This window comes from Caballeronia concitans (assembly GCF_001544615.1).
Lineage (GTDB): Bacteria > Pseudomonadota > Gammaproteobacteria > Burkholderiales > Burkholderiaceae > Caballeronia > Caballeronia concitans.
Genome location: NZ_FCNV02000007.1, coordinates 97,463 through 116,287, shown reverse-complemented (window position 1 = coordinate 116,287; position 18,825 = coordinate 97,463). Strand labels below are relative to the sequence as shown.

At 62.4% G+C, this 18,825-nt stretch carries 19 protein-coding genes; 6 read left to right on the top strand and 13 right to left on the bottom strand.

Features of this window, described 5'->3' with window-relative positions; all coding sequences use genetic code 11:
* Nucleotides 1-146 precede the first annotated feature (146 nt).
* Genes AWB72_RS17415 through AWB72_RS17385 form a run of 7 tightly spaced genes read right to left on the bottom strand, consistent with a single transcriptional unit; the run spans nt 147 to nt 7,318 of the window.
* Complete coding sequence (locus AWB72_RS17415; protein WP_040049125.1) at nt 147-1,223, bottom strand: alcohol dehydrogenase catalytic domain-containing protein; 1,077 nt, start codon at nt 1,221-1,223, stop codon at nt 147-149.
* A gap of 26 nt (nt 1,224-1,249) precedes the next feature.
* Nucleotides 1,250-2,284 carry an NAD(P)-dependent alcohol dehydrogenase gene (locus AWB72_RS17410; protein ID WP_040049124.1) on the bottom strand — a complete coding sequence of 345 codons (1,035 nt, stop codon included), beginning with the start codon at nt 2,282-2,284 and terminating at the stop codon, nt 1,250-1,252.
* Between the two features lie 33 nt (nt 2,285-2,317).
* A complete protein-coding gene (locus AWB72_RS17405) occupies nt 2,318-3,064 on the bottom strand; it encodes an SDR family oxidoreductase (protein WP_040049244.1) in 747 nt (248 codons plus the stop codon).
* Between the two features lie 7 nt (nt 3,065-3,071).
* The gene (locus AWB72_RS17400) at nt 3,072-4,052 is read right to left on the bottom strand and encodes a sugar-binding transcriptional regulator (RefSeq protein WP_040049123.1); all 981 of its coding nucleotides are present in this window, start codon (nt 4,050-4,052) and stop codon (nt 3,072-3,074) included.
* 36 nt (nt 4,053-4,088) lie between these two features.
* Complete coding sequence (locus AWB72_RS17395) at nt 4,089-4,970, bottom strand: carbohydrate ABC transporter permease (RefSeq protein WP_040049122.1); 882 nt, start codon at nt 4,968-4,970, stop codon at nt 4,089-4,091.
* Nucleotides 4,967-5,905 (bottom strand): carbohydrate ABC transporter permease, encoded by a 939-nt coding sequence (locus tag AWB72_RS17390; RefSeq protein ID WP_040049121.1) that lies wholly within the window; start codon nt 5,903-5,905, stop codon nt 4,967-4,969. The genes AWB72_RS17395 and AWB72_RS17390 overlap by 4 nt, the downstream gene beginning before the upstream one ends.
* Nucleotides 5,906-5,947: 42 nt before the next feature.
* Complete coding sequence (locus AWB72_RS17385; RefSeq protein WP_040049120.1) at nt 5,948-7,318, bottom strand: ABC transporter substrate-binding protein; 1,371 nt, start codon at nt 7,316-7,318, stop codon at nt 5,948-5,950.
* A 235-nt stretch (nt 7,319-7,553) separates the two neighbouring features.
* Between AWB72_RS17385 and AWB72_RS17380 the strand changes: the two genes are divergently transcribed.
* Together AWB72_RS17380 and AWB72_RS17375 are read left to right on the top strand one after the other, a co-directional pair.
* Nucleotides 7,554-8,675 (top strand): ABC transporter ATP-binding protein, encoded by a 1,122-nt coding sequence (locus AWB72_RS17380; RefSeq protein WP_040049243.1) that lies wholly within the window; start codon nt 7,554-7,556, stop codon nt 8,673-8,675.
* Between the two features lie 316 nt (nt 8,676-8,991).
* A complete protein-coding gene (locus tag AWB72_RS17375) occupies nt 8,992-9,858 on the top strand; it encodes an EAL domain-containing protein (protein WP_084592744.1) in 867 nt (288 codons plus the stop codon).
* A 40-nt stretch (nt 9,859-9,898) separates the two neighbouring features.
* On the opposite strand, the gene AWB72_RS17370 is transcribed toward AWB72_RS17375, so the two are convergent.
* The 3 genes from AWB72_RS17370 to AWB72_RS17360 all read right to left on the bottom strand — a co-directional run bounded on the left by AWB72_RS17370 (nt 9,899) and on the right by AWB72_RS17360 (nt 13,204).
* On the bottom strand, nt 9,899-10,195 hold the full coding sequence (locus AWB72_RS17370) for a DUF4148 domain-containing protein (RefSeq protein WP_040049119.1): 297 nt from the start codon (nt 10,193-10,195) through the stop codon (nt 9,899-9,901).
* A gap of 73 nt (nt 10,196-10,268) precedes the next feature.
* Nucleotides 10,269-12,332, bottom strand: coding sequence for a putative bifunctional diguanylate cyclase/phosphodiesterase (locus tag AWB72_RS17365; protein WP_040049118.1), 2,064 nt, complete (start codon nt 12,330-12,332; stop codon nt 10,269-10,271).
* Between the two features lie 92 nt (nt 12,333-12,424).
* Nucleotides 12,425-13,204 carry a DUF4410 domain-containing protein gene (locus tag AWB72_RS17360; RefSeq protein WP_052449744.1) on the bottom strand — a complete coding sequence of 260 codons (780 nt, stop codon included), beginning with the start codon at nt 13,202-13,204 and terminating at the stop codon, nt 12,425-12,427.
* Between the two features lie 209 nt (nt 13,205-13,413).
* Between AWB72_RS17360 and AWB72_RS17355 the strand changes: the two genes are divergently transcribed.
* On the top strand, nt 13,414-14,202 hold the full coding sequence (locus tag AWB72_RS17355) for an SDR family NAD(P)-dependent oxidoreductase (protein WP_040049117.1): 789 nt from the start codon (nt 13,414-13,416) through the stop codon (nt 14,200-14,202).
* On the opposite strand, the gene AWB72_RS17350 is transcribed toward AWB72_RS17355, so the two are convergent.
* The 3 genes from AWB72_RS17350 to AWB72_RS17340 all read right to left on the bottom strand — a co-directional run bounded on the left by AWB72_RS17350 (nt 14,199) and on the right by AWB72_RS17340 (nt 17,266).
* Nucleotides 14,199-15,620, bottom strand: coding sequence for a UdgX family uracil-DNA binding protein (locus tag AWB72_RS17350; protein WP_040049116.1), 1,422 nt, complete (start codon nt 15,618-15,620; stop codon nt 14,199-14,201). The two genes, AWB72_RS17355 and AWB72_RS17350, sit on opposite strands and share 4 nt — an antisense overlap.
* A gap of 7 nt (nt 15,621-15,627) precedes the next feature.
* Nucleotides 15,628-16,839, bottom strand: coding sequence for a putative DNA modification/repair radical SAM protein (locus tag AWB72_RS17345; RefSeq protein WP_040049115.1), 1,212 nt, complete (start codon nt 16,837-16,839; stop codon nt 15,628-15,630).
* A gap of 67 nt (nt 16,840-16,906) precedes the next feature.
* Entirely contained in the window at nt 16,907-17,266 is a 360-nt protein-coding gene (locus AWB72_RS17340) for a DUF3140 domain-containing protein (protein ID WP_040049240.1), read from the bottom strand.
* Between the two features lie 103 nt (nt 17,267-17,369).
* On the opposite strand from AWB72_RS17340, the gene AWB72_RS17335 reads away from it, so the two are divergent.
* The 3 genes from AWB72_RS17335 to AWB72_RS17325 all read left to right on the top strand — a co-directional run bounded on the left by AWB72_RS17335 (nt 17,370) and on the right by AWB72_RS17325 (nt 18,791).
* Nucleotides 17,370-17,591: a hypothetical protein gene (locus AWB72_RS17335; protein ID WP_040049114.1), complete on the top strand. Its 222-nt coding sequence runs from the start codon at nt 17,370-17,372 to the stop codon at nt 17,589-17,591.
* 135 nt (nt 17,592-17,726) lie between these two features.
* Nucleotides 17,727-18,038 (top strand): hypothetical protein, encoded by a 312-nt coding sequence (locus AWB72_RS29180; RefSeq protein WP_084592742.1) that lies wholly within the window; start codon nt 17,727-17,729, stop codon nt 18,036-18,038.
* Between the two features lie 456 nt (nt 18,039-18,494).
* Nucleotides 18,495-18,791, top strand: coding sequence for a hypothetical protein (locus AWB72_RS17325; RefSeq protein ID WP_244285664.1), 297 nt, complete (start codon nt 18,495-18,497; stop codon nt 18,789-18,791).
* Nucleotides 18,792-18,825 lie beyond the last annotated feature (34 nt).

The following is an 18,825-nucleotide window of genomic DNA, read 5'->3' as shown; positions in this document are numbered from 1 at the left end:
CGCTCGAACGTGCGGCAATTATGTCGACGGACGTCCACGCAAAAGCGTTGACCTTCGCATCGCGCCGACCTCATGGCTACGACATCGCTGTACAGCATAGACGCCTACCCCAAAGCGTCATCGGCCGCACATGGATGAACCACTGATCACTTCGGCCGCAGCAGCACCTTGATCGAATCGAGCGAATTCGCGACTTCAATGGCATCGTCCCACTCTTCCAGCGTGAAGCCGTGCGTGACGATGCCCTTCGACGTCACGAGCCCACGCGCGAGCAGATCGATGGCGATGGGATAGCAATACGGTCCCAGATGCGCGCCGCGCACGTCCAGTTCCTTGCGGTCGCCGATGATCGACCAGTCCACCGTCGTATCGCTGCCGAACACGGAAAACTCCACGAAGCGCCCGAGCTTGCGAATCAACTCCAGCCCTTGCGTCACGCCCACGGGCGAACCCGTCGTTTCGATATACACGTCGCAGCCGTATTGATCCGTGATGCCGCGAATCATCTCGAGCGCGTTGTCGGTCTTCGGGTTGATCGTGATATCCGCGCCGTATTCGCGTGCAAGCTCGAGCCGCTCATCGACGAGATCGATGACAACCAGCTTCTTCGGCGTCTTCAGATGCGCGACCTGCACCATCATCAATCCGAGCGGACCCGCGCCCGCGATCACGACGACATCGCTCAATTGAATATCGCCTCGATTCACCGTATGAATCGCGCATGCGAGCGGCTCGATGATCGCCGCATCTTCGAGCGAAATGCCATCCGGAATCTTGTGGACGATGGCCGTCGGCGGAAAGCGCATGTATTCGGCCATGCCGCCGTCCGCGACCTCGCGTTGAAAGCCGAAGATGTTATGCACTTCGCACATCCAGTACTGGCCCGACTTGCAATAGCGGCACTTCGCACAGGGCACGATCTGCTCCGCGATCACGCGATCTCCATTCTGCACTCCGAAGTGTTCCGCCGCACCCTCGCCGAGTTCTTCGACATAGCCGAAGAACTCATGCCCGGGGATGACCGGCGCCTTGACCCACGGATTCGGGCCGCCCCAGAACATCTTCGCCCCCGACCAGCATTTGCAGTCGCTCGCGCAGATGCCGCATGCGGCAATGCGAATGACCAACTCGTTCGGGCCTGCGCGCGGACGCTCCACGCGCTCGACGCGATAGTCCTTCGGTGCGCGGCAGACAATGGCCGTCATTTCCGCAGTGTTTTCCATGATCGCGTCTCCCGGTCGTTATCGTCTCATTCCATCACGATCTGCACTTTCACATCCGTCGGCACGCCGCTCGCCGCTTCCTCGAACGCCTTGATGCCTTCCGCGAACGGGAACGTGCGCGAAATGAAGGGTTTCACATCGAGCCTGCCCGATGCGATCAACTGGATCGCGCGCGGAAAGATGTTCGCGTAACGGAACACGGATTCGATGCGCGCTTCCTTGATCTGAACCGCGACGACATCGAGCGGAATCGCGCGTTGCGGCATGCCGACGAGCACGATGCATCCGCCCGGACACAACAGATCGACGATGCCTTCGAACGCCTTCTCGTTGCCGCTCGCTTCGAACACGATGTTCGCGCCCCAGCCGTCCGTCAGTTCGGCGATGACGTCCTGCACGCGCTGCTCGCGAATGTTCACTGCCGTCACGCCCTGCACGCTGCCGATCAGATCGAGCTTCTCCTGCACGAGATCGCAGACGATCGCGCGGCTGCATCCGCCCGCGAGCGCCGCAAGCGCGCACATCATGCCGATGGTGCCCGCACCGAGCACGACGGCCACATCGCCCGGCTGGATCGCGGCCTTCTTCGCGGCCTGCAAGCCGATGGACAGCGGCTCGACAATGGCGCCCTCCGCGAAGCTCACGTTATCGGGCAGCTTGTACGTGAACGCGGCCGGATGCACGACGTACGGCGCGAGGCAGCCATGCACCGGCGGCGTCGCCCAGAAGCGCACTTTGGGGTCGAGGTTGTACATGCCTTCGCGCGACGCACGCGATTCCATGTCCGGCACGCCCGGTTCCATGCACACGCGATCGCCCGCCTTCAGATGCGTGACCTCCTCGCCCACTTCGACGACCGTGCCCGACGCTTCATGTCCGAGCACCATCGGCTCGTTCACGACGAACGGGCCGATGCGTCCGTGCTGATAGTAATGAACGTCGCTGCCGCAAATGCCGACCGTATGGATGCGGATGCGAACATCGCGCGGACCCACGACCTGCGGCAAGCTGAACGGACGCAGGCTGATGCGCCGCGCCTCTTCGAGAACCAGTGCTTCCATCGTCGTTCCTTCGGTTTAAATACGGTATCCGAATCATCCTGCCTGAAAGCCGCCGTCGACGGCAAGGCTCACGCCGCTCACCATGCTCGAATCGTCGCTCAACAAATAAGCGATGGTGCGCGCCACTTCCACCGGCTGCACGAAGCGGTTCAGCGGAATACGCGCGAGCATCGGCCCCGACTTCGCGGGATCGCTCCAGGCTTTCTCGGCCATCGGCGTCATCGTGACCACGGGATTGATCGCGTTCACTCGGATGCCGTGCGGACCGAGCTCGACGGCCATCACGCGCGTCATCGCATCGAGCGCGCCTTTCGATGCGCAATACGACGCATGCAGCGGCAAGCCGACCGTCGCCGACAAGCTCGACACGTTGACGATCGCGCCGCCCTTGCCGCGCTCGATCATGCTCTTCGCGCACGCCTGAGCGACGATCATCGCGGCGCGCACATTCACGTTCATCGTGAGATCGAATGCTTCGACCGTGGTATCGAGAAAGGGCTGCAATACGACGAGCCCCGCGCAATTGACGAGCAGATCGACCGGTTGCGCCGAACGCGCCGCTTCACGTGCGGCGTCGGCATCCGCCAGATCGACGGCGATGGTCTCGCAGCCCGTTTCTTTTGCAAGCATAGCGAGGTCGTCGGCGCTGCGGCTCAATGCAATCACGCGCGCGCCGCGACTCGCCAAGAGATGCACCGTCGCATGACCGATGCCCTTGCCCGCGCCCGTCACGAGCACGGCCTTGCCTTCGAATTCTCGGTTCCTGTCGATGGTCGTCATGGCTTCGTCAGCGCTCTTCGCATAGGCGTCGCGCGGTGTCTTCATCGGTCACGAGCACCGACGGATAACGTCCACGCAACGCGGCACGCGTCACATGAAACTTCTTGGGGCCGCCGCTCACCAGGATCACGCGGCGAATCTTGCGCAAGTCTTCGAGCGTGATCGCCACCGTGCGGCGATTCAGCGGATGGTCGATCAGCTCGCCGTCTTCATCCATGAAATGCCCGAGCATGTCGCCGACCGCGCCCGCTTTCTGCAGCGTGCGCAACTGCTCGGGATTGTCGATGCCATACGTCACCACGAGCGATTCCGTCAGATCACCGCACGTCAGCAACGCAAGGTCCGCGTTTCTCGCGAGATCGTATGTTTCGCGCACGGTGCCTTCCTGAAGGATCACATCGCGCGCCTTCTGACTGCTCACGTAGATCGGCGCGGCGAAAATATAGCCATCGGCGCGGCAGATGTCCGCGAAGTCCGACACGAGATCGAACGTATTGATGCTCGGGCAATGCGACAACCCGCCTTGCAGCGATACCGCCGACACCGCGCCATACGAACGCTGCGGCATCGCGCGCAGCACCGCGCGTATCGTGCGGCCCCAGCCGAGCCCAATGGTCTGCCCCGCAACGATCTGCTTCGAGAAGTACGACGCCGCGCCGATGCCGAGCGCCGCGTTGTTCGCCTCCGTGTTCGCGCCGCTTGGCACGACCACGGCGCTTTCCAGGCCGAAGCGCTTTACGAGCGCTTCTTCCAGCGCCACGCACGGCGCGATCTTGCTGTTGATGGTGATCTGCACGAGGCCCGATTCGCGGCTCGCGGCGAGCAGCCGGTTCACGCGCACGCGATTGCTCCCGATGCGTTGCGCGATCTCCTGTTGCGTCAGATTGCCGACGTAGTAATGCCACGCGACGCGGGCCTGCAATTCCTCTTCCGAGTCGATCGAATCGTCCGTTACGGCGATGGCGATGGGTGGTGCTGTCTTGCTCATGTTCTCTATGTCGTCGCAATGAAGGGCCGCGCGATCTTACTTCACCGCGCCCATCGTGAGCCCTTGCACGAGCCGCCCCGATACGAGCAGCGCGAACACCACCATCGGCAGGACGATCAGCGTGCCCGTCGCCATGATCTCGCCCCACGGCAACTCATAGCCGCTCATGTAACTCGTCGCTGCAACCGGCGACGTAATGGCTTCGGTGCGCGTGAGCACGAGCGCATAGAGCAGATCGTTCCACGAGAAGATGAACGCGAAGATCGCGGATACGACGATGCCCGGCATTGCGAGCGGCAGATTGATGCGCCAGAACACGCGCCACGGCGATGCGCCATCGAGACGCGCGGCTTCATCCAGTTCGACCGGGATATTGCGGAACTGGTCCGTGCAGATCCATACGACGATCGGCAGCGAGAACGTGAGGTAAAGCAGAATGAGGACGATATGCGTATCGACGAGATCGAGCTTCGTCGCAATCAGAAAGAACGGCACGGCAAGCACCACAGGACTCACCATGCGGTTCGAGATGAACCAGAACCACAGGTCTTCCTTGCCGCGAAATTCATAGCGCGCAAGCGCATACGCTGCGGGCGTGCCGAGCAGAATGGCCAGCACGGTTGTCGAACTTGCGATGATGAGCGAATTGATCAGACTGCCCGCCACATCGTGCTCGAAAAGCGCGGCGGAATAGTGATGGAACGTCGGGCTGAAGATCCACTTCGGCGGATACGCCAGCGCATCAGCTTGGCTCTTGAGGCTCGTCGTGACCATCCAGTAGAACGGAAACACGGAGGACAGGAACACGACGACCAGTCCGAGAAAATGCCATACGGTCGCGCGCCGGCGTGCCGCGCGCGCACGCTTGCCGCGCTCTGCAACGCCGCCGTTCGCGACGGGCGATACGGATGTGCTCACGCGGCCTCCCGATAAACAAAGCGAATATAAAGACGCGACAACACGATGGTGAGGATCAGCAGGATGATGGCTTGCGCGGACGCCATGCCCTGATCGAAGAGCCTGAAGCCCACGCGCTGGATATAGACGCTGATGAACTCGGTGGCGGCGCCGGGGCCGCCGCGCGTCATCGTGAAGACGGCGTCGAACATCTTGAGCATGTCGGCGGAACGGAGAATGAGAATCGCGGTCAGGCCGGGCAAAAGATAGGGCCGCTGCAAGTGCCACAGGATCATCGTCCACTTCGGCGTTTCGAGGCGCGCGGCCTCTTCCGCTTCCTTCGGCACCATCGAAAGACCCGCCAGCATGATGAGCGCGCAGAACGGCGTCCATTGCCAGATATCCATGATCATCACGGAGACGAACGCGAGCGTGGGATCGGCAAGCCAGTCTTGCGGCGGTATGCCGAAGAGGCCCGTCAAGTAATTCGCCACGCCGAACTGCCGGTTGAAGATGAGCCGTCCGATCAGGCCGACGACCGCGTAGGTCGTCGCCATTGGAATCACGAGACTCACGCGCGCGGCCGCACGCATGATGCGCAGGTCCGTGCGATGCAGCATCAGCGCAGCGAACAGGCCGAGCGCGACTTCGATAGGCAGCGTAAGGCAAAGAAACAATGCAGTGCGGCCGAGCGCGCCCCAGAACGAAGGGTCCGAGAGCGTCGCCATGTAATTGTCGAAGCCGACGAACGGCGTGCCCGACGCCAGGTCCGCCAGCTTGTATTGATGGAACGAGTTATAGAGCGCGAGCAGCAGCGGATAGATGCCGATGACCGCGAGCGCGAAGATCGCGGGAAACAGGAACCAGAAGGCGGGCGAGCGCGGCCATATGCCGAAGCGACGCGCATGTTTGCGCGGCCCCCGCGACTGTGTCGCGGATACAGTGCCGTTCGCCATTGAATCGCCTCCGGTTCCGTGTAGTGTGCTGCCAATGCGCGCTTACTTCAGCAAGGGCTTCTTGCCGTCGTAGTAGCCCGCTTTCTTCAGGATGTCCTCGGTCTTCTGGCCGATAGTCTCCGCACCTTCCTTCACCGTGACCTGCCCGAGCATCATCTTGCTGCCCCATTCGCCGATGACTTCGGACACCGCCGGCCATTCGGGGAAACGCGGACGATAATCCGGCACGCCGCCTTGCCACGACTCGACCATCGGCTTCACGAACGGATACTTGTCCTGCACAGCCTTGTCCTGATACACCGCCGTGCGCGCCGGCACGCCGCCCGCTTCGAGATAAGGCTTCGCCATGGCTTCGGACGTGATCCACTGAATGAAGAGCCACGACGCCGCCTGCTTCTTCGCATTCGACTTCGCATTGACCGCGAGCGAGAAGCCGCCGAGCGCAGGCTTGAGGCCCGCCGGACCCTTCGGCTCGGTGGTGATGGCAAGACAGTTGCCGATCTTCGATTTGCTCGGGTCAGTAAGCGTCGGATAGAACGCGGACCACTCGGTGATCATCGCGACCTGCCCTTGCGCCAGCGCATTGACCGCTTCGGCATGGTCGAAATCGACGATGCCGGGCGGCATGTACTTCATCAGCTTCTGCCGATATTCGAGGCCCGCCTGCGATTGCGCGGACATCAGATTCGATTTGAACTTCGCGTCGAGCAGCGAACCGCCGTTGGGCCACAACACGCGCATGAAGCTGTCCGCCGATTGCGTTTCGCCGCGCCGCGACTGCAGCGCGAACGCGAACTTGTCCCCCTTGGTGAGCTTCGGCGCATACGTGTTGAGCAGTTCGTCCCAGGTCTTCGGCGGCTCGTCGAAACCCGCGTCCTTCAACATGCACTTGTTGTAGAACATGAGGCCCGAGTAGTTATCGAACGGCAGGCCATACGTGACCTTGTCCCATGTGCCGAAGGAATCGAGCAGGATCGGGAAGAAGCCCTTGAGATTAAGATTCGGGTCCGCGAGCTTCGGGTCGTCCGTGAACTTCTTGATAGGCACGAGCCACTTGTTGCTCGCGAATTCGCCGATCCACACGACATCCACCAGCACCACGTCCTGATCTCCGCCGCCGACGAAGTTCAGCACTTCCTTCTCGCGCGTGTTCTCGTAGGGAATCACTTCCCAGCGCACCTTGATGCCGGTTTCCTTCTCGAACTGAGGAATCAGGGTTTGTGCTGCCTTGTATCCCGGACGGTCCAGAAATATAGCCTTGATGGTGGTGCCCGAATACGGTTGCGCCGCTTCCTTGAGAGTCCAGGCCTGCGCATTCGATGCAGCGAACGCCGCGCTTGCCGCCCATAGCGTGATGGCCGCAATGTGCTTCATCGGACCAGAATGTCTGCCCTGCGTGATGCGCTTTTTCATGCCTTGTCTCCTTTCTATCTTCTTGAGCGGATACGTTCGTGTCGTGCGTCCCTTCTTGCGCAGCAGCGTGAATGCAGCGCCCTGACCTGCTGCGTTTCACTTGTAATTTCGGTTTTACAATTGTATATTTGGCCCCGAACGGGTTGTCAAGAACAATATCGACGAGGCAATCCATGTTGCACTGCGATGCTCTTTGCAATGCAGCCATGACACGCAGCTCTGGACGGAGACACGCATGAGCGCAGTCCATTTGCAGCAGATTCGCAAGTCCTTCGGTGGCGTCGATGTGCTGAAGGGCGTGGATATCGAAGTGACCGACCGTGAGTTCATGGTCTTCGTCGGTCCGTCGGGATGCGGCAAGTCCACCTTGCTCCGCAGCATTGCGGGCCTCGAGCAATGCGACTCCGGACAAGTGCTGATAGGCGGTGAGGACGTCACGGACCTCGAGCCATCGCAACGCGGCGTCGCAATGGTGTTTCAGTCGTATGCGCTCTATCCGCACATGTCGGTGTACGAAAACATCGCGTTCGGCTTGCGCATGCTGAAGCTGCCCGAAGCGCAGATCAAGGAACGCGTGAAGCGTGCGGCGGAAATCCTCCAGATCGGGCAATTGCTGGAGCGGCGTCCGCGCGCGTTGTCGGGCGGCCAGCGGCAGCGTGTGGCTATCGGGCGATCGATCGTGCGCGAACCGAAGGTCTTTCTGTTCGACGAACCGTTATCCAATCTCGACGCGGCATTGCGCGTGCAGATGCGCCTCGAACTCATCAAGCTCCACAAGCAGCTCAACGCAACGATGATCTACGTCACGCACGATCAGACCGAAGCCATGACCATGGCCGATCGCATCGTGGTGATGAATCATGGGCGCGTCGAACAGATCGGATCGCCGCTCGAGTTGTATCGCACACCGCACAATCGCTTCGTCGCGGGATTCATCGGCTCGCCGAAGATGAACTTCATGGATGTGCGTGTGCTGCGTGTCGATGGCGCGGGCGTGACCATCGAACTGCCGGGTGGAGAACCGTTGACGCTGCCCTTTGCGGGCGCATCGGTGAAGGCTGGGGAAACCCTCACGCTCGGCATACGCCCCGAGCATTTCATCGAGTCGGGCGGCGGCGATATCGACAGCGGACTCACCGGCGAAGTCATGGTCATCGAACATCTCGGCGGCGAGACGCTTCTGCATATTCGGTTGCCGGACGATCTCGTCATTAACGTGAAGGGTTCCGGTGAGTCGCCCGCCGTGGATGGGCAACGGCTCAACGTAGGCTTCAGCATTCGTCACGTGCATCTCTTTCGCGAAGATGGCAGCGCGCTCGAACGCATGCGTCCAGTGGCAGAAGCGGCTATCGTCTGATAGAACGCGGGTGCTCTTTCAATAGTCCGTATTACAAAAGTTCCAGAAAAGATCAGCAGAAACTTCAAAGTGGTTTTGTACGATCGTTCACACCCGCTGCGTCCATCACCGGACGCATCGGACAAAACGCCTGCCTTTACCGCTGTCGATTACTGATTTTCGGAGTTGGAAACAGTCGTTAGCCAAGCATCCTGCACTGCAACGATGCATGGCTCAGGGTTTTCCCGGCGCTTCGCTGTATCGCTCTACCAAACGTCTCATTCGGGCATGGCTCATGCAATTAATCGGATGGTCCATCGTTTGAGGGCGGCACAGCATGAATGCAACAACACTCCGTTCGCGCGTGATGAACGCCGCGCCGAAAGCCGGTCACACGCTGAAGCGTCGCGTGCTTCAGGGCTTGAGAACCGATGAGTTCCGCGTCGCGTATCAGGGTATCTACCGTGTCGATACCAGCGAGCTTGCGCAGATGGAAGCGCTTATTCGCTGGCGTCATCCGGAGTTTGGAGTGCTATTGCCGGGCAGCTTCCACGAAGCGCTCGAAGACGACGAGGTCATCGCCGAATTGACGGACTTCGTGATGAACGCGGTATCGCACGATATCGCCACGTTGCAGGCCAGCGGCGCATGCTATCCGGTCGCGATCAACGTGCCGCCTTCGTTCGCATCGTCGGAAGGGTTCAGCGAACGTCTTCAGTCCGTGTGCGATGCACATGGCGTCGCGCCCGAACTCATCGAGATCGAACTCTCCGAGAATCAGGATCTCGCTCGTTTCCCTTGCATCCCGAAGGTCGTGCAACGTTTGCGCAGCCGCGGCGTCAATGTAGCGATGGACGACTTCGGCACCGGCTTCGCCTGTCTCGCCGCGTTGGGGCCGATCAACTTCGGGACGGTGAAGATCGCAAAGGAACTGCTCGCTGAAGCGCCGCGTTGCCCCAACGCGAGCACCGTGTTTTCGTCCGTGCTCGCGTTGCTGGCGCGTCTCAAGGTGAAGATCGTGGTCGAAGGCGTCGAGACGCCGGCGCAGGCGCAGTGGCTCGCGCAATGGCCGCATGTGTTCGCGCAAGGCTTCTATCTGGCGCGCCCTGTGTTCGGCATGGAGAACGTGCCGGGCGTGCGTTCGCCGATGCTGCGCAACGTCAAGCCGCACAGTGCCGGCGTGCGGCTAGCCGATGCCGCTTGAACGTGAGTCAATGGCGGCGTGAACGCCGCCGATATGCGTATCAAGGCGCCGATGCGGGCGCGGGTTGGCCGGCCTTTTCCGCGTTGATGCGCTTCTGCGCGTTCTGCAGGTTGCTCGGATAATCAGTCTGTTCGCCGGAGGGGCTGTAGCCGTTCTTTTCGAGCTCTTTCAGTTCCGCATTCTTCTTCGCGCGCGCGGCCTTGCGCTCGGCTTTTCTCACTTGCTTGGGCGTGGAAGCGGCGGTGTCCTGCGCCTGCGCGGGCACGGCAGGCAAGGTGACGAGCGCTGCAACGGACAAGGCGATGGCGGCCAGCGGTGCTTTGCGATGAATCGGCATGAACGGGCTCCGGTTGTGGGTTGTTTGCGGATCGAAACAGCAACAAGCGGTCCCGAACGCGCTTCACCTCCCCTCAAACCACCACCCCCGTCTCCAGCAACGCCTCGAACGCCTGAGCCGAAAGCGGCTTAGCCAGCAAGAACCCCTGCATCTCATCGCACATGAGATCGCGCAGCCTGTCTTGTTGCGTTTTCGTTTCGACGCCTTCCGCGACCACGTCCATATCAAGCGAGTGAGCAAGCGCAATGATCGCCGATACGATCGCGCGCCCTTCCTGCCCGTTCTCATCGAGTCCGTTCGTGAAGAAGCGGTCGATCTTCAACTGCTTCGCCCGAAAGCGCTGCAAATAAGCGAGACTCGAATAACCCGTGCCGAAATCGTCGATGGCAATCTCAAAGCCATTGTCCTGAAACGCGCGAATCATTTCGATGGTGCGCGGCGCGTCCTGCATCGCCACCGTCTCGGTGATCTCGAACATCAGATGCTCGCTCGCGACATGCTCCTCGCGCAGAATGTCCATCACGCGCGCGACAAGATCGGTCTCGTTCATCTGCCTGGGCGATAGATTGATCGCCACTTTCACCGGCGGACGTCCCGCTTCGCGCCATCGCGTAATCTGCCGGCACGTCTCGCGCACGACCCAATAGCCGATCTCGACGATCTGTCCCGAGCGCTCCGCAATCGGGATGAATTCGAGCGGCGTCAACAAGCCGATCTGCGGATGATCGAGCCGGATCAGCGCCTCCGCGCCGGCAAGCTCGCCATCGCCGCGAAACTTGGGCTGGAACAACAGGAAGAAATAGCCCCCGCTCAATGCTTCATGCAAGGCCTGCTGAATCTGCAGCGTGCGCACCGCCGCCTCGTTCATGCTCGCTTCGAAAAAGCGATACGTGCTGCGCCCGCCGCGCTTCGCTTCATACATCGCGACATCCGCGTGCTTGAGCAACGCCTCGACGCTCTCGCCATCGTCGGGGAAAAGCGCAATGCCGATACTCGGTGTCACCTGCAACGGATGCGCGCCCACGACGAGTCCTTTCTTCGTCGCATCGAGAATGCGTTCGGCGAGGCGCTCGGCATCGGAATGCGCGTTCATGTTTTCGAGCATCACGACGAACTCGTCGCCGCCGAGCCGCGCGACGGTATCGCCGCCGCGCACGCATTGCAGCAGGCGTCGCGCGAACGCTTTCAGCACTTCGTCGCCGGTCGAGTGGCCGAGCGAATCGTTGATGGTCTTGAAGCCGTCCAGGTCCATGAACAGAATCGCGAAGCGCGTGCCGCTCTGCGTCGCGTGCCGCACCGCACGCTCGATGCGGTCCGTCATCGTGCTGCGGTTCGGCAATTCCGTGAGCGTGTCGAAGGTCGCCATGTGGACGATCTGTCCATGCAGGCGCGTGACCGATCCCGCGAGCATCGCGTTGTGCGTGTCGAGACGCGACAGCACGAGCGTGATAATCAGGATTCCGAATGTAAATAGCGTGACAGTCGTGGCGAGCCAGTGCACGTCGACATCGTTGGCCGCGCCGCATACCGCGCCGAGCGGAAAGTTCGCGGCTGCATTGCCCGTGTAATGCATGCCGGTGATCGCGATGCCCATCACGAACGCCGATGCAATGCGCTTCGTCGTCAGGTTCGACTGGCTCGCATCGGACAGCGCGCGTGCGATCCACATTGCCGCGCCCGACGCCACCACCGCGATCGCCACGGACGCGACGAACAGCAGCGGGTCGTAGACGATGGCCGGCTGCATGCGCATGGCGGCGTCGCCCATGTAGTGCATGGTCGCGATGCCCGCGCCCATCAGCACGCTGCTCGCCGCCAGCCGCGCGAACGTCAGTTGCGCGCGATTGATGACCGAGAGCGCGAAGAACGACACGAATATCGCGACCGCGAGCGACGCCGCCGTGATGCGCAGGTCGTAGCCGAGCGGAATGGGCAGCGAGAAGGCGAGCACCCCGATGAAGTGCATCGACCAGATGCCGGTGCCCATCGAAGCCGCGCCGCCCGCGAGCCAGACATGGCGCATGCGCGATGCGGAGAGCGCCGCGAGGCGGCCCGAGATGTCGAGCGCGGTGTATGAGGCGAGCGTTGCCACGACGAGCGACGCCGCGACGAGCCAGAAGTTATAGATGCCGTGCATGAGTGCCGGGTTGCGAAGATGCTTGTTTGCGTTTGCGTCTTATCGGCGCGCACCCGGCATTCTTTAGGACGATCGGTCGATTCGTGCGTGATTCAGCCCTTCGCGGGCATCCAGCCTTGCGCCTCGCCCGTCTTGCGGATTTGCGTCGCGATCGCCTCGCCCAGACGCTTTTCATCCGACGATACCCCCGCGCGCTTCGTCTCCGATACCGCGTGCAGTCCGCCCGAAACGACAAGCGAACTCGCCGCATGGCCCACCACCGCGCCGACGCCCGCCGTCTCCGCGACGCCCGGCGCGTGGCCGCTGTCGCCGGTGGCGTCGAACTGTTCGATAAGCTGCGGCACGCCGTGCGCCGGCTTGTAGACGAGCTGGACCGTCGCGCCGACCTTGCTTTCGCCCGCGCCGAGACCGATCAGCACGCGGCGGCGGCGATTGCCCGCGTCGATCGTGTTGATGCTGCCTTCGACGACGAGCACGTTCTGGTTGTCGGGCGGCGCGACATCGGCGCGGACCGCGCGCAGGCCCATCGACTGCAGCTTCGCGACGATTTCGTTCGCCACCTCCTCGCGCGCTTCGACCGCTTCCATCGACTGCTGCTGCGCTTGCGATTCGCCGGACATCGACGCCTTCAGCCTCGAAGCGATGCCGTGTTCGTCGAGCTTCACATCGCTTGCGCTGCTTTGAAACGCATACACGTAGATGACGTCGGGCCGCGCGGCGGTGGCGGCCGCGACGGTCGGCGCATGTTGATATTGGCCCGCTTGCGCGCAGCCCGCGAACAATGCGCTGCTCGTCATCACGCCGGCAATGACGGCATGGCGCGCGTGCTTGAGGATGGAATCGAACGAAGGAAAGCAGATCTGGATGGACATGATGGCGGCTCGAAAGTGGGTCGGCGCGCGATGCTTTCTTTCGTTGTGCTCGATCACGCAGGCCCAACTATGGACGATGCCTTCCGACGACGCCATCGAACATTTATGTCGCGAAGTTACGCGCGGAAGAAAGCCCGCGTTCAAGCACGATTGCGCGAGCGTGGCTACCATTCACCGGTTGCCCAACCGCCACTCAAAAGGAACCCGACATGGACCTGAAAATCGCCAACAAGCTCGCGTTCGTTTCCGGATCGACGAAGGGAATCGGTCACGCCATCGCGGTGGCGCTCGCGCGTGAAGGCGCGCGCGTGATCGTCAACGGTCGTTCGCAATCGTCCGTCGATGCCGCCCTCGACAAGCTGCGCCAGCTCGTGCCGAACGCGCAGGCCGAAGGCTTCGCGGGCGATGTCTCCGACGCCGCGCAAGTCGACGCGCTCGTGCAGCGCTTTCCGGACGTCGATATTCTCGTGAACAACATGGGCATCTTCGAGCCGAAGCCCTTCGAAGAGATTTCCGACGACGACTGGCTGCGTTTTTTCAATGCCAACGTGATGTCGGGCGTGCGGCTGTCGCGCGCGTATCTGCCGAAAATGAAGGCGAAGAACTGGGGCCGCGTGGTGTTCATCAGCAGCGAGAGCGGCATCCAGATTCCGGTCGAGATGATTCACTACGGCCTCACGAAAACCGCGCAACTGTCGCTCTCGCGCGGTCTCGCGGAAACGTGCGCCGGCACCGGCGTGACGGTCAACGCGGTGCTGCCGGGGCCGACGCGCTCGGAAGGCGTCACCGAGTTCGTCGACAAGCTCTCGGGCGGCAAGAGTTTCGAGGAAGCGGAGAAGTCGTTCTTCGCCGAGGCGCGGCCAAGTTCGCTGCTCAAGCGCTTCATCCTGCCCGAGGAGATCGCGAACATGGTCGTGTATGTGTGCTCGGAGTTGTCGTCGGCGACGAACGGCGCGGCGTTGCGCGCGGATGGCGGCGTGGTGCGCGCGGCGTTTTAAGTCGCGCTCAGCCGATGCGCCTTCGCGAGCGCATCGGTGATATCGGCGACGGTCTTTGCGCGCGCGGTCTCGTCCATTTGCCTCAGCGCATACGACGGGTGATACGTCGCGACGATCAGCTTGTCGCCGAACGGCACCACGCGCCCGACGTGCTCGCGCAAGGTCGCGCGCTTGCCGAGCAGCGCGGTGAGCGCCGTCGCGCCGAGCGTGACGATGACGCGCGCGGCGGTATCGTCGAGTTCGCGTTCGAGCCAGTACGAGCACGCTTCGACTTCCTGCTGCGCGGGCGTCTTGTGCAGACGCCGCTTGCCGCGCGGCTCCCATTTGAAATGCTTCACCGCGTTGGTCAGATAGACCTGTTCGCGCGGCACGCCCGCGCGCCGCATGGCGTCGTCGAGTAACTGTCCGGCCGGGCCGACGAACGGCTCGCCCTTCAGGTCTTCCTGATCGCCGGGCTGCTCGCCGAGCAGCATGATGCGCGCATCCGACGGCCCCGCGCCGTGGACCGCTTGCGTCGCGTTGCGCCATAGATCGCAGCGGCGGCATGTATCGAGCGATGTGGGCGCGTCGCGTTCCGGCTGTGCGTCTTCCGCGTCGACCTGCACCGTCTTGCCGCCGAGCGCGCCGACCGTTCTCGCCTGCGCGACCCGCCGCGCGCCGCCGCGGGCATCGCTCAGCATTTGCGGGATCAAAGCGCCTTCGGGCAGGCCCTTCCAGAAACGCACCGGCATGTGCTGTTCGAGCGCGGATTCGTTCAGACGTGCCGGATTGAAGATGCTGCGGTAGTACGTCATCCAGAGGTCTTCGGCGGCGTCGGGCGTATCGGATCCATGGTCCGATGCATGAGCGCGCCGCCGCTCGATCTCCAGACGCTCGCCGTTCCACATGGCCGCGCCGTCGGGCGTGGTGATGAGCCACGTCGAGCGGCCCATGCGCGCCGCGAAATGCTCCGCGCCCCACGCGAGCACGTCGTGATCCGGCTCGTACCACGCGACATATTCGGGCGGCCCGAGCGATGCATCGCGCTGACGGAAGCGCACGTAGGCGATCATGTCGTGCTGCGCGCGCCGCACCGCCTTCGCCATCTTGTAGAGACGCGCGCCGTCCTCATCGGCGGGAGACGCGACGGAGCGGTCGCCATGCGTCCATCGCCACAACACGCGATAGAGAAAGCCCCAGCGGTGCACGTCGCGAAAATGCGCGGCGTCTTTCAGCAACGCGGCGAGGTCGCGGGAAACGCGGACTTGTGGCGCATCGGTGCGCGGCGTGGCGACATCAGCGCTGGCTTCGAAAAGCGCCGGGGCCTCGCTTTGCCGCGTGCGCCAGTCGATGGATTCGGGCGCGAGCCCTTGCGACAACGCATCGAGCGCGGCGCTGCGCCAGGCATCGAAATCGTCGTCGATGATGATCGCGCGCATGGCGAAGCTAAAGCAGCGAAAGCTGCACGGGCTGCGTGGCCAGCGCCCGTCGCAAGTTCTCCGACGACGCCTCCGAAAGCGGCGGCCGATAATCTTCCGTCACGACGAACGGCTTCACCTTTTCCATGCCGCAACGCAGCCGCGCGAGATCGGCATAACGCACGCGACGCGTGCGCCGCAATTCCACGATGCGCTTCGCGTTGCGCATGCCGATGCCCGGCACGCGCGCGATCATGCGCGCGGGTGCAGCGTTCAGATCGACGGGAAAGCGCTCGCGATGCGCGAGCGCCCATGCGAGTTTCGGATCGACATCGAGCGGCAGATTGCCGGCATCGCCGAGCAATTCGGCGGCATTGAAACCGTACCCGCGCATCAAGAAATCAGCCTGATACAGCCGATGCTCCCGCAACAGCGGCGGCGCTTTCGACGGCACGCCGCTCGGGCTATCGGGAATCGGGCTGAACGCGGAGTAATACACGCGCTTTAGTTGATACGAGCCGTACAGCGTTTCGGCGGTGCCGAGGATGGTGCGGTCGTCCGTTTCGTCCGCGCCGACGATCATCTGCGTGCTCTGCCCGGCCGGCGCGAAACGCGGCGCGCGCGGCTCGGCTTCGGACTCTTCGCGCGCGACGCGAATGTTGCCCATCGCGAGCTTGATCGTGCGCCCGCTCTTTTCGGGCGCGAGCCGTTCGAGGCTGATTTCGGTCGGCAACTCGATGTTCACGCTCAGCCGGTCCGCATACCGCCCGGCCTGCGCGATGAGTTCGGAATCGGCGTCGGGAATGGTCTTCAGATGGATATAGCCGCGAAACTGATGCTTTTCGCGCAGCGTCTTCGCGACGAGCACGAGTTGCTCCATCGTGTAATTCGACGAGCGGATGACGCCCGAACTGAGAAACAGGCCGTCGATGTAGTTGCGGCGATAAAAGTCCACCGTCAACGTGACGACTTCCTCCGGCGTGAACCGCGCGCGAGGCACGTTGCTCGACCGGCGATTGATGCAATAGCGGCAGTCGTACAGGCAAAAGTTGGTCAGCAGAATCTTCAGCAGCGACACGCAGCGGCCGTCCGGCGTGAAGCTGTGACAGATGCCCGAGCCCGTGCTCGCGCCGAGGCCTTCCACGCCGCGCGACTCGCGTTTTGACGCGCCGCCGCTGGCGCACGAGGCGTCGTACTTCGCGGCATCCGCAAGAATTTCGAGCTTTTCGGACAGTTCCATCTTGCCTATGATACTGTATGTTTATACAGTATGGTATTCGTGTTTTGCGCTTCTGCGCGGTCGGGCTTCATTTCAACGGATCATGTCCCCAGTTCATCAGCGAATACCGCCACTTCGTATGTTCGATATCGCCGTGCGGGCGCTGCGCGAGATGGCGCTTCACATAGCCGGTTACCTTGCGCATGTGGGCGTAGTCATCGGATTGCAAGTCGCTTTTCTTCGCGCCCAGCAGTTCGATAATCCGTCGTCCCGACTTGTGTCCGACAGACTCCGCATCGCCGTCCTTTTGGCCAACTGCGCGGGATGCTTCCGTGGCAAGCCACTTTTCCAGTTGATGCGCCGTCATGTTCACGAGCGACTTGAATTCTTCGAACGCGGCCTTGTCGTCTTCGTCCGTCGATTGTCCATGCGTGTGATGGGTGGTCACGAGTTTGCTCCTTGAGTCGCCATACGTCGATCGAGCAAGCATCGCTCCTGTGACATCGGCTTGCTCGGTCGAAGCCGACCACTTCAATTCCGGAGACCTCTCAATGCGTTTCGACTACAAGCATTTTCATATCGACTGCACGGCTCGCCACGACGAGGACGGGCGCTTCTACGCGCACGCCCGCATCACGAGCGCGCCGAACGAATACACACCGCACGTGGAGGTCCACGATTCCGGCGATCTCGACTCGTTCGCCAATGAATGGGACGCCTTGAATTGCGCGCGTTCATGGGCCATCGAATGGTGTGATGAGGCGCTCGCCTGAGTGGCGCTTGCTGATCGTCGTGGCTGGCTTCATGCGCGCTTACATCGCGCGGCACGGGGATTGCGGTATGTAAGCCGCGACGCCGCGCCGGACACGCGAAGCGGCGCGCGATATCCACCACTCAAGGGAGGCACCATGAAGATCGCCAAGAAGAGCTTGCTCGTATCCGCGTTGGTTCTGAGTATGTCGGGCGCTGCCTTTGCGCAGGGCGCCGGCGGCGGTGCGGGCGGCGGAGGCGGTGCAGGCGGCGGCACGGCTGGCGGCAACGGCGCGGGCCAGGGCGGCACCGGCATGAGCACGCCGAATGCACACGGCACGACCGGCGCAACGTCGGGCGCGTCGGGCGCAAGCACGATGGACTCGTCGGGCGGCAAGAGCGGATCGACCGGCAAGAGTGGCCATTCAATGAAGAAGGGCAGCTCGACCAGCGGATCGAAGGCGGACTAACAGCGTCTCGCCGTAATTCGTCGTAATTCGTCGTAAGTCGTCGTGACTCGTCGTATTTTCAGGCCGCGTTCGATGCGCGGCCTGATCGACGCTTCTCAGCGTCGCGTCGTTCCCTCGTTGCCGGCTTTGTTCCAGCCGATCCCTCCTAACGCATCCCTTCCACATAGGGATTTCGCGTCCTCTCATGAATCCGTAACGTATGCCTGCGCGATCCCTGTCGCGCCAAGGCGTAATGAACCGTTCGCCTGCACTGCTTACGTGGTTTCGCCACGTCTGCATGTCGCGCGTTTCGTCATCCGTCTTTGAAAAATGGCATGCGGCGAATCCGCTGCGCGCCGGTATCGTTCGCGCGACGCGTTCGAATCCACTCATCGCGCGACTTCGTCCTAAGACGCTGCAAGGAGTCCGAGAAATACGTTTCCGGCTGCTTGGGCATTCGTTATGAGGAGCTGGAACATGAAGCCGAGAGTCAACCTGAAAGTCGTCGCGATGATGGCCGCCTGCGCGATGGCCGCGGGCATTGGCGCTGCGCACGCGCAAGGCATGCCGGAGCCCGCGCAACAACTCGTCCAGACGATGCGCCCCATGCAGCCGCATAACGGCGCGCCGGAGCACGACGCCAACGCCCGCGCACAGACGACCGACGACAGCGCGTATGGCGGTTCGACTGCCGGCGCGAGCGCATCGGCGAGCCGCCGCGACGCCGAGACCTGCGCATGGACGCCCGCCTGCAGCGTGTTCTTCGGGCATTGAGCGATGCACGGCGACGCTTCCTTCGGGAGGCGTC

Bases quoted from the DNA above. Each gene is read 5' to 3' on its own strand.
- AWB72_RS17415 (WP_040049125.1), bottom strand. From the start codon at position 1,223: ATGGAAAACACTGCGGAAATGACGGCCATTGTCTGCCGCGCACCGAAG.
- AWB72_RS17410 (WP_040049124.1), bottom strand. From the start codon at position 2,284: ATGGAAGCACTGGTTCTCGAAGAGGCGCGGCGCATCAGCCTGCGTCCG.
- AWB72_RS17405 (WP_040049244.1), bottom strand. From the start codon at position 3,064: ATGACGACCATCGACAGGAACCGAGAATTCGAAGGCAAGGCCGTGCTC.
- AWB72_RS17400 (WP_040049123.1), bottom strand. From the start codon at position 4,052: ATGAGCAAGACAGCACCACCCATCGCCATCGCCGTAACGGACGATTCG.
- AWB72_RS17390 (WP_040049121.1), bottom strand. From the start codon at position 5,905: ATGGCGAACGGCACTGTATCCGCGACACAGTCGCGGGGGCCGCGCAAA.
- AWB72_RS17385 (WP_040049120.1), bottom strand. From the start codon at position 7,318: ATGAAAAAGCGCATCACGCAGGGCAGACATTCTGGTCCGATGAAGCAC.
- AWB72_RS17380 (WP_040049243.1), top strand. From the start codon at position 7,554: ATGAGCGCAGTCCATTTGCAGCAGATTCGCAAGTCCTTCGGTGGCGTC.
- AWB72_RS17375 (WP_084592744.1), top strand. From the start codon at position 8,992: ATGAATGCAACAACACTCCGTTCGCGCGTGATGAACGCCGCGCCGAAA.
- AWB72_RS17370 (WP_040049119.1), bottom strand. From the start codon at position 10,195: ATGCCGATTCATCGCAAAGCACCGCTGGCCGCCATCGCCTTGTCCGTT.
- AWB72_RS17365 (WP_040049118.1), bottom strand. From the start codon at position 12,332: ATGCACGGCATCTATAACTTCTGGCTCGTCGCGGCGTCGCTCGTCGTG.
- AWB72_RS17360 (WP_052449744.1), bottom strand. From the start codon at position 13,204: ATGTCCATCCAGATCTGCTTTCCTTCGTTCGATTCCATCCTCAAGCAC.
- AWB72_RS17355 (WP_040049117.1), top strand. From the start codon at position 13,414: ATGGACCTGAAAATCGCCAACAAGCTCGCGTTCGTTTCCGGATCGACG.
- AWB72_RS17350 (WP_040049116.1), bottom strand. From the start codon at position 15,620: ATGCGCGCGATCATCATCGACGACGATTTCGATGCCTGGCGCAGCGCC.
- AWB72_RS17345 (WP_040049115.1), bottom strand. From the start codon at position 16,839: ATGGAACTGTCCGAAAAGCTCGAAATTCTTGCGGATGCCGCGAAGTAC.
- AWB72_RS17335 (WP_040049114.1), top strand. From the start codon at position 17,370: ATGCGTTTCGACTACAAGCATTTTCATATCGACTGCACGGCTCGCCAC.
- AWB72_RS29180 (WP_084592742.1), top strand. From the start codon at position 17,727: ATGAAGATCGCCAAGAAGAGCTTGCTCGTATCCGCGTTGGTTCTGAGT.
- AWB72_RS17325 (WP_244285664.1), top strand. From the start codon at position 18,495: ATGAAGCCGAGAGTCAACCTGAAAGTCGTCGCGATGATGGCCGCCTGC.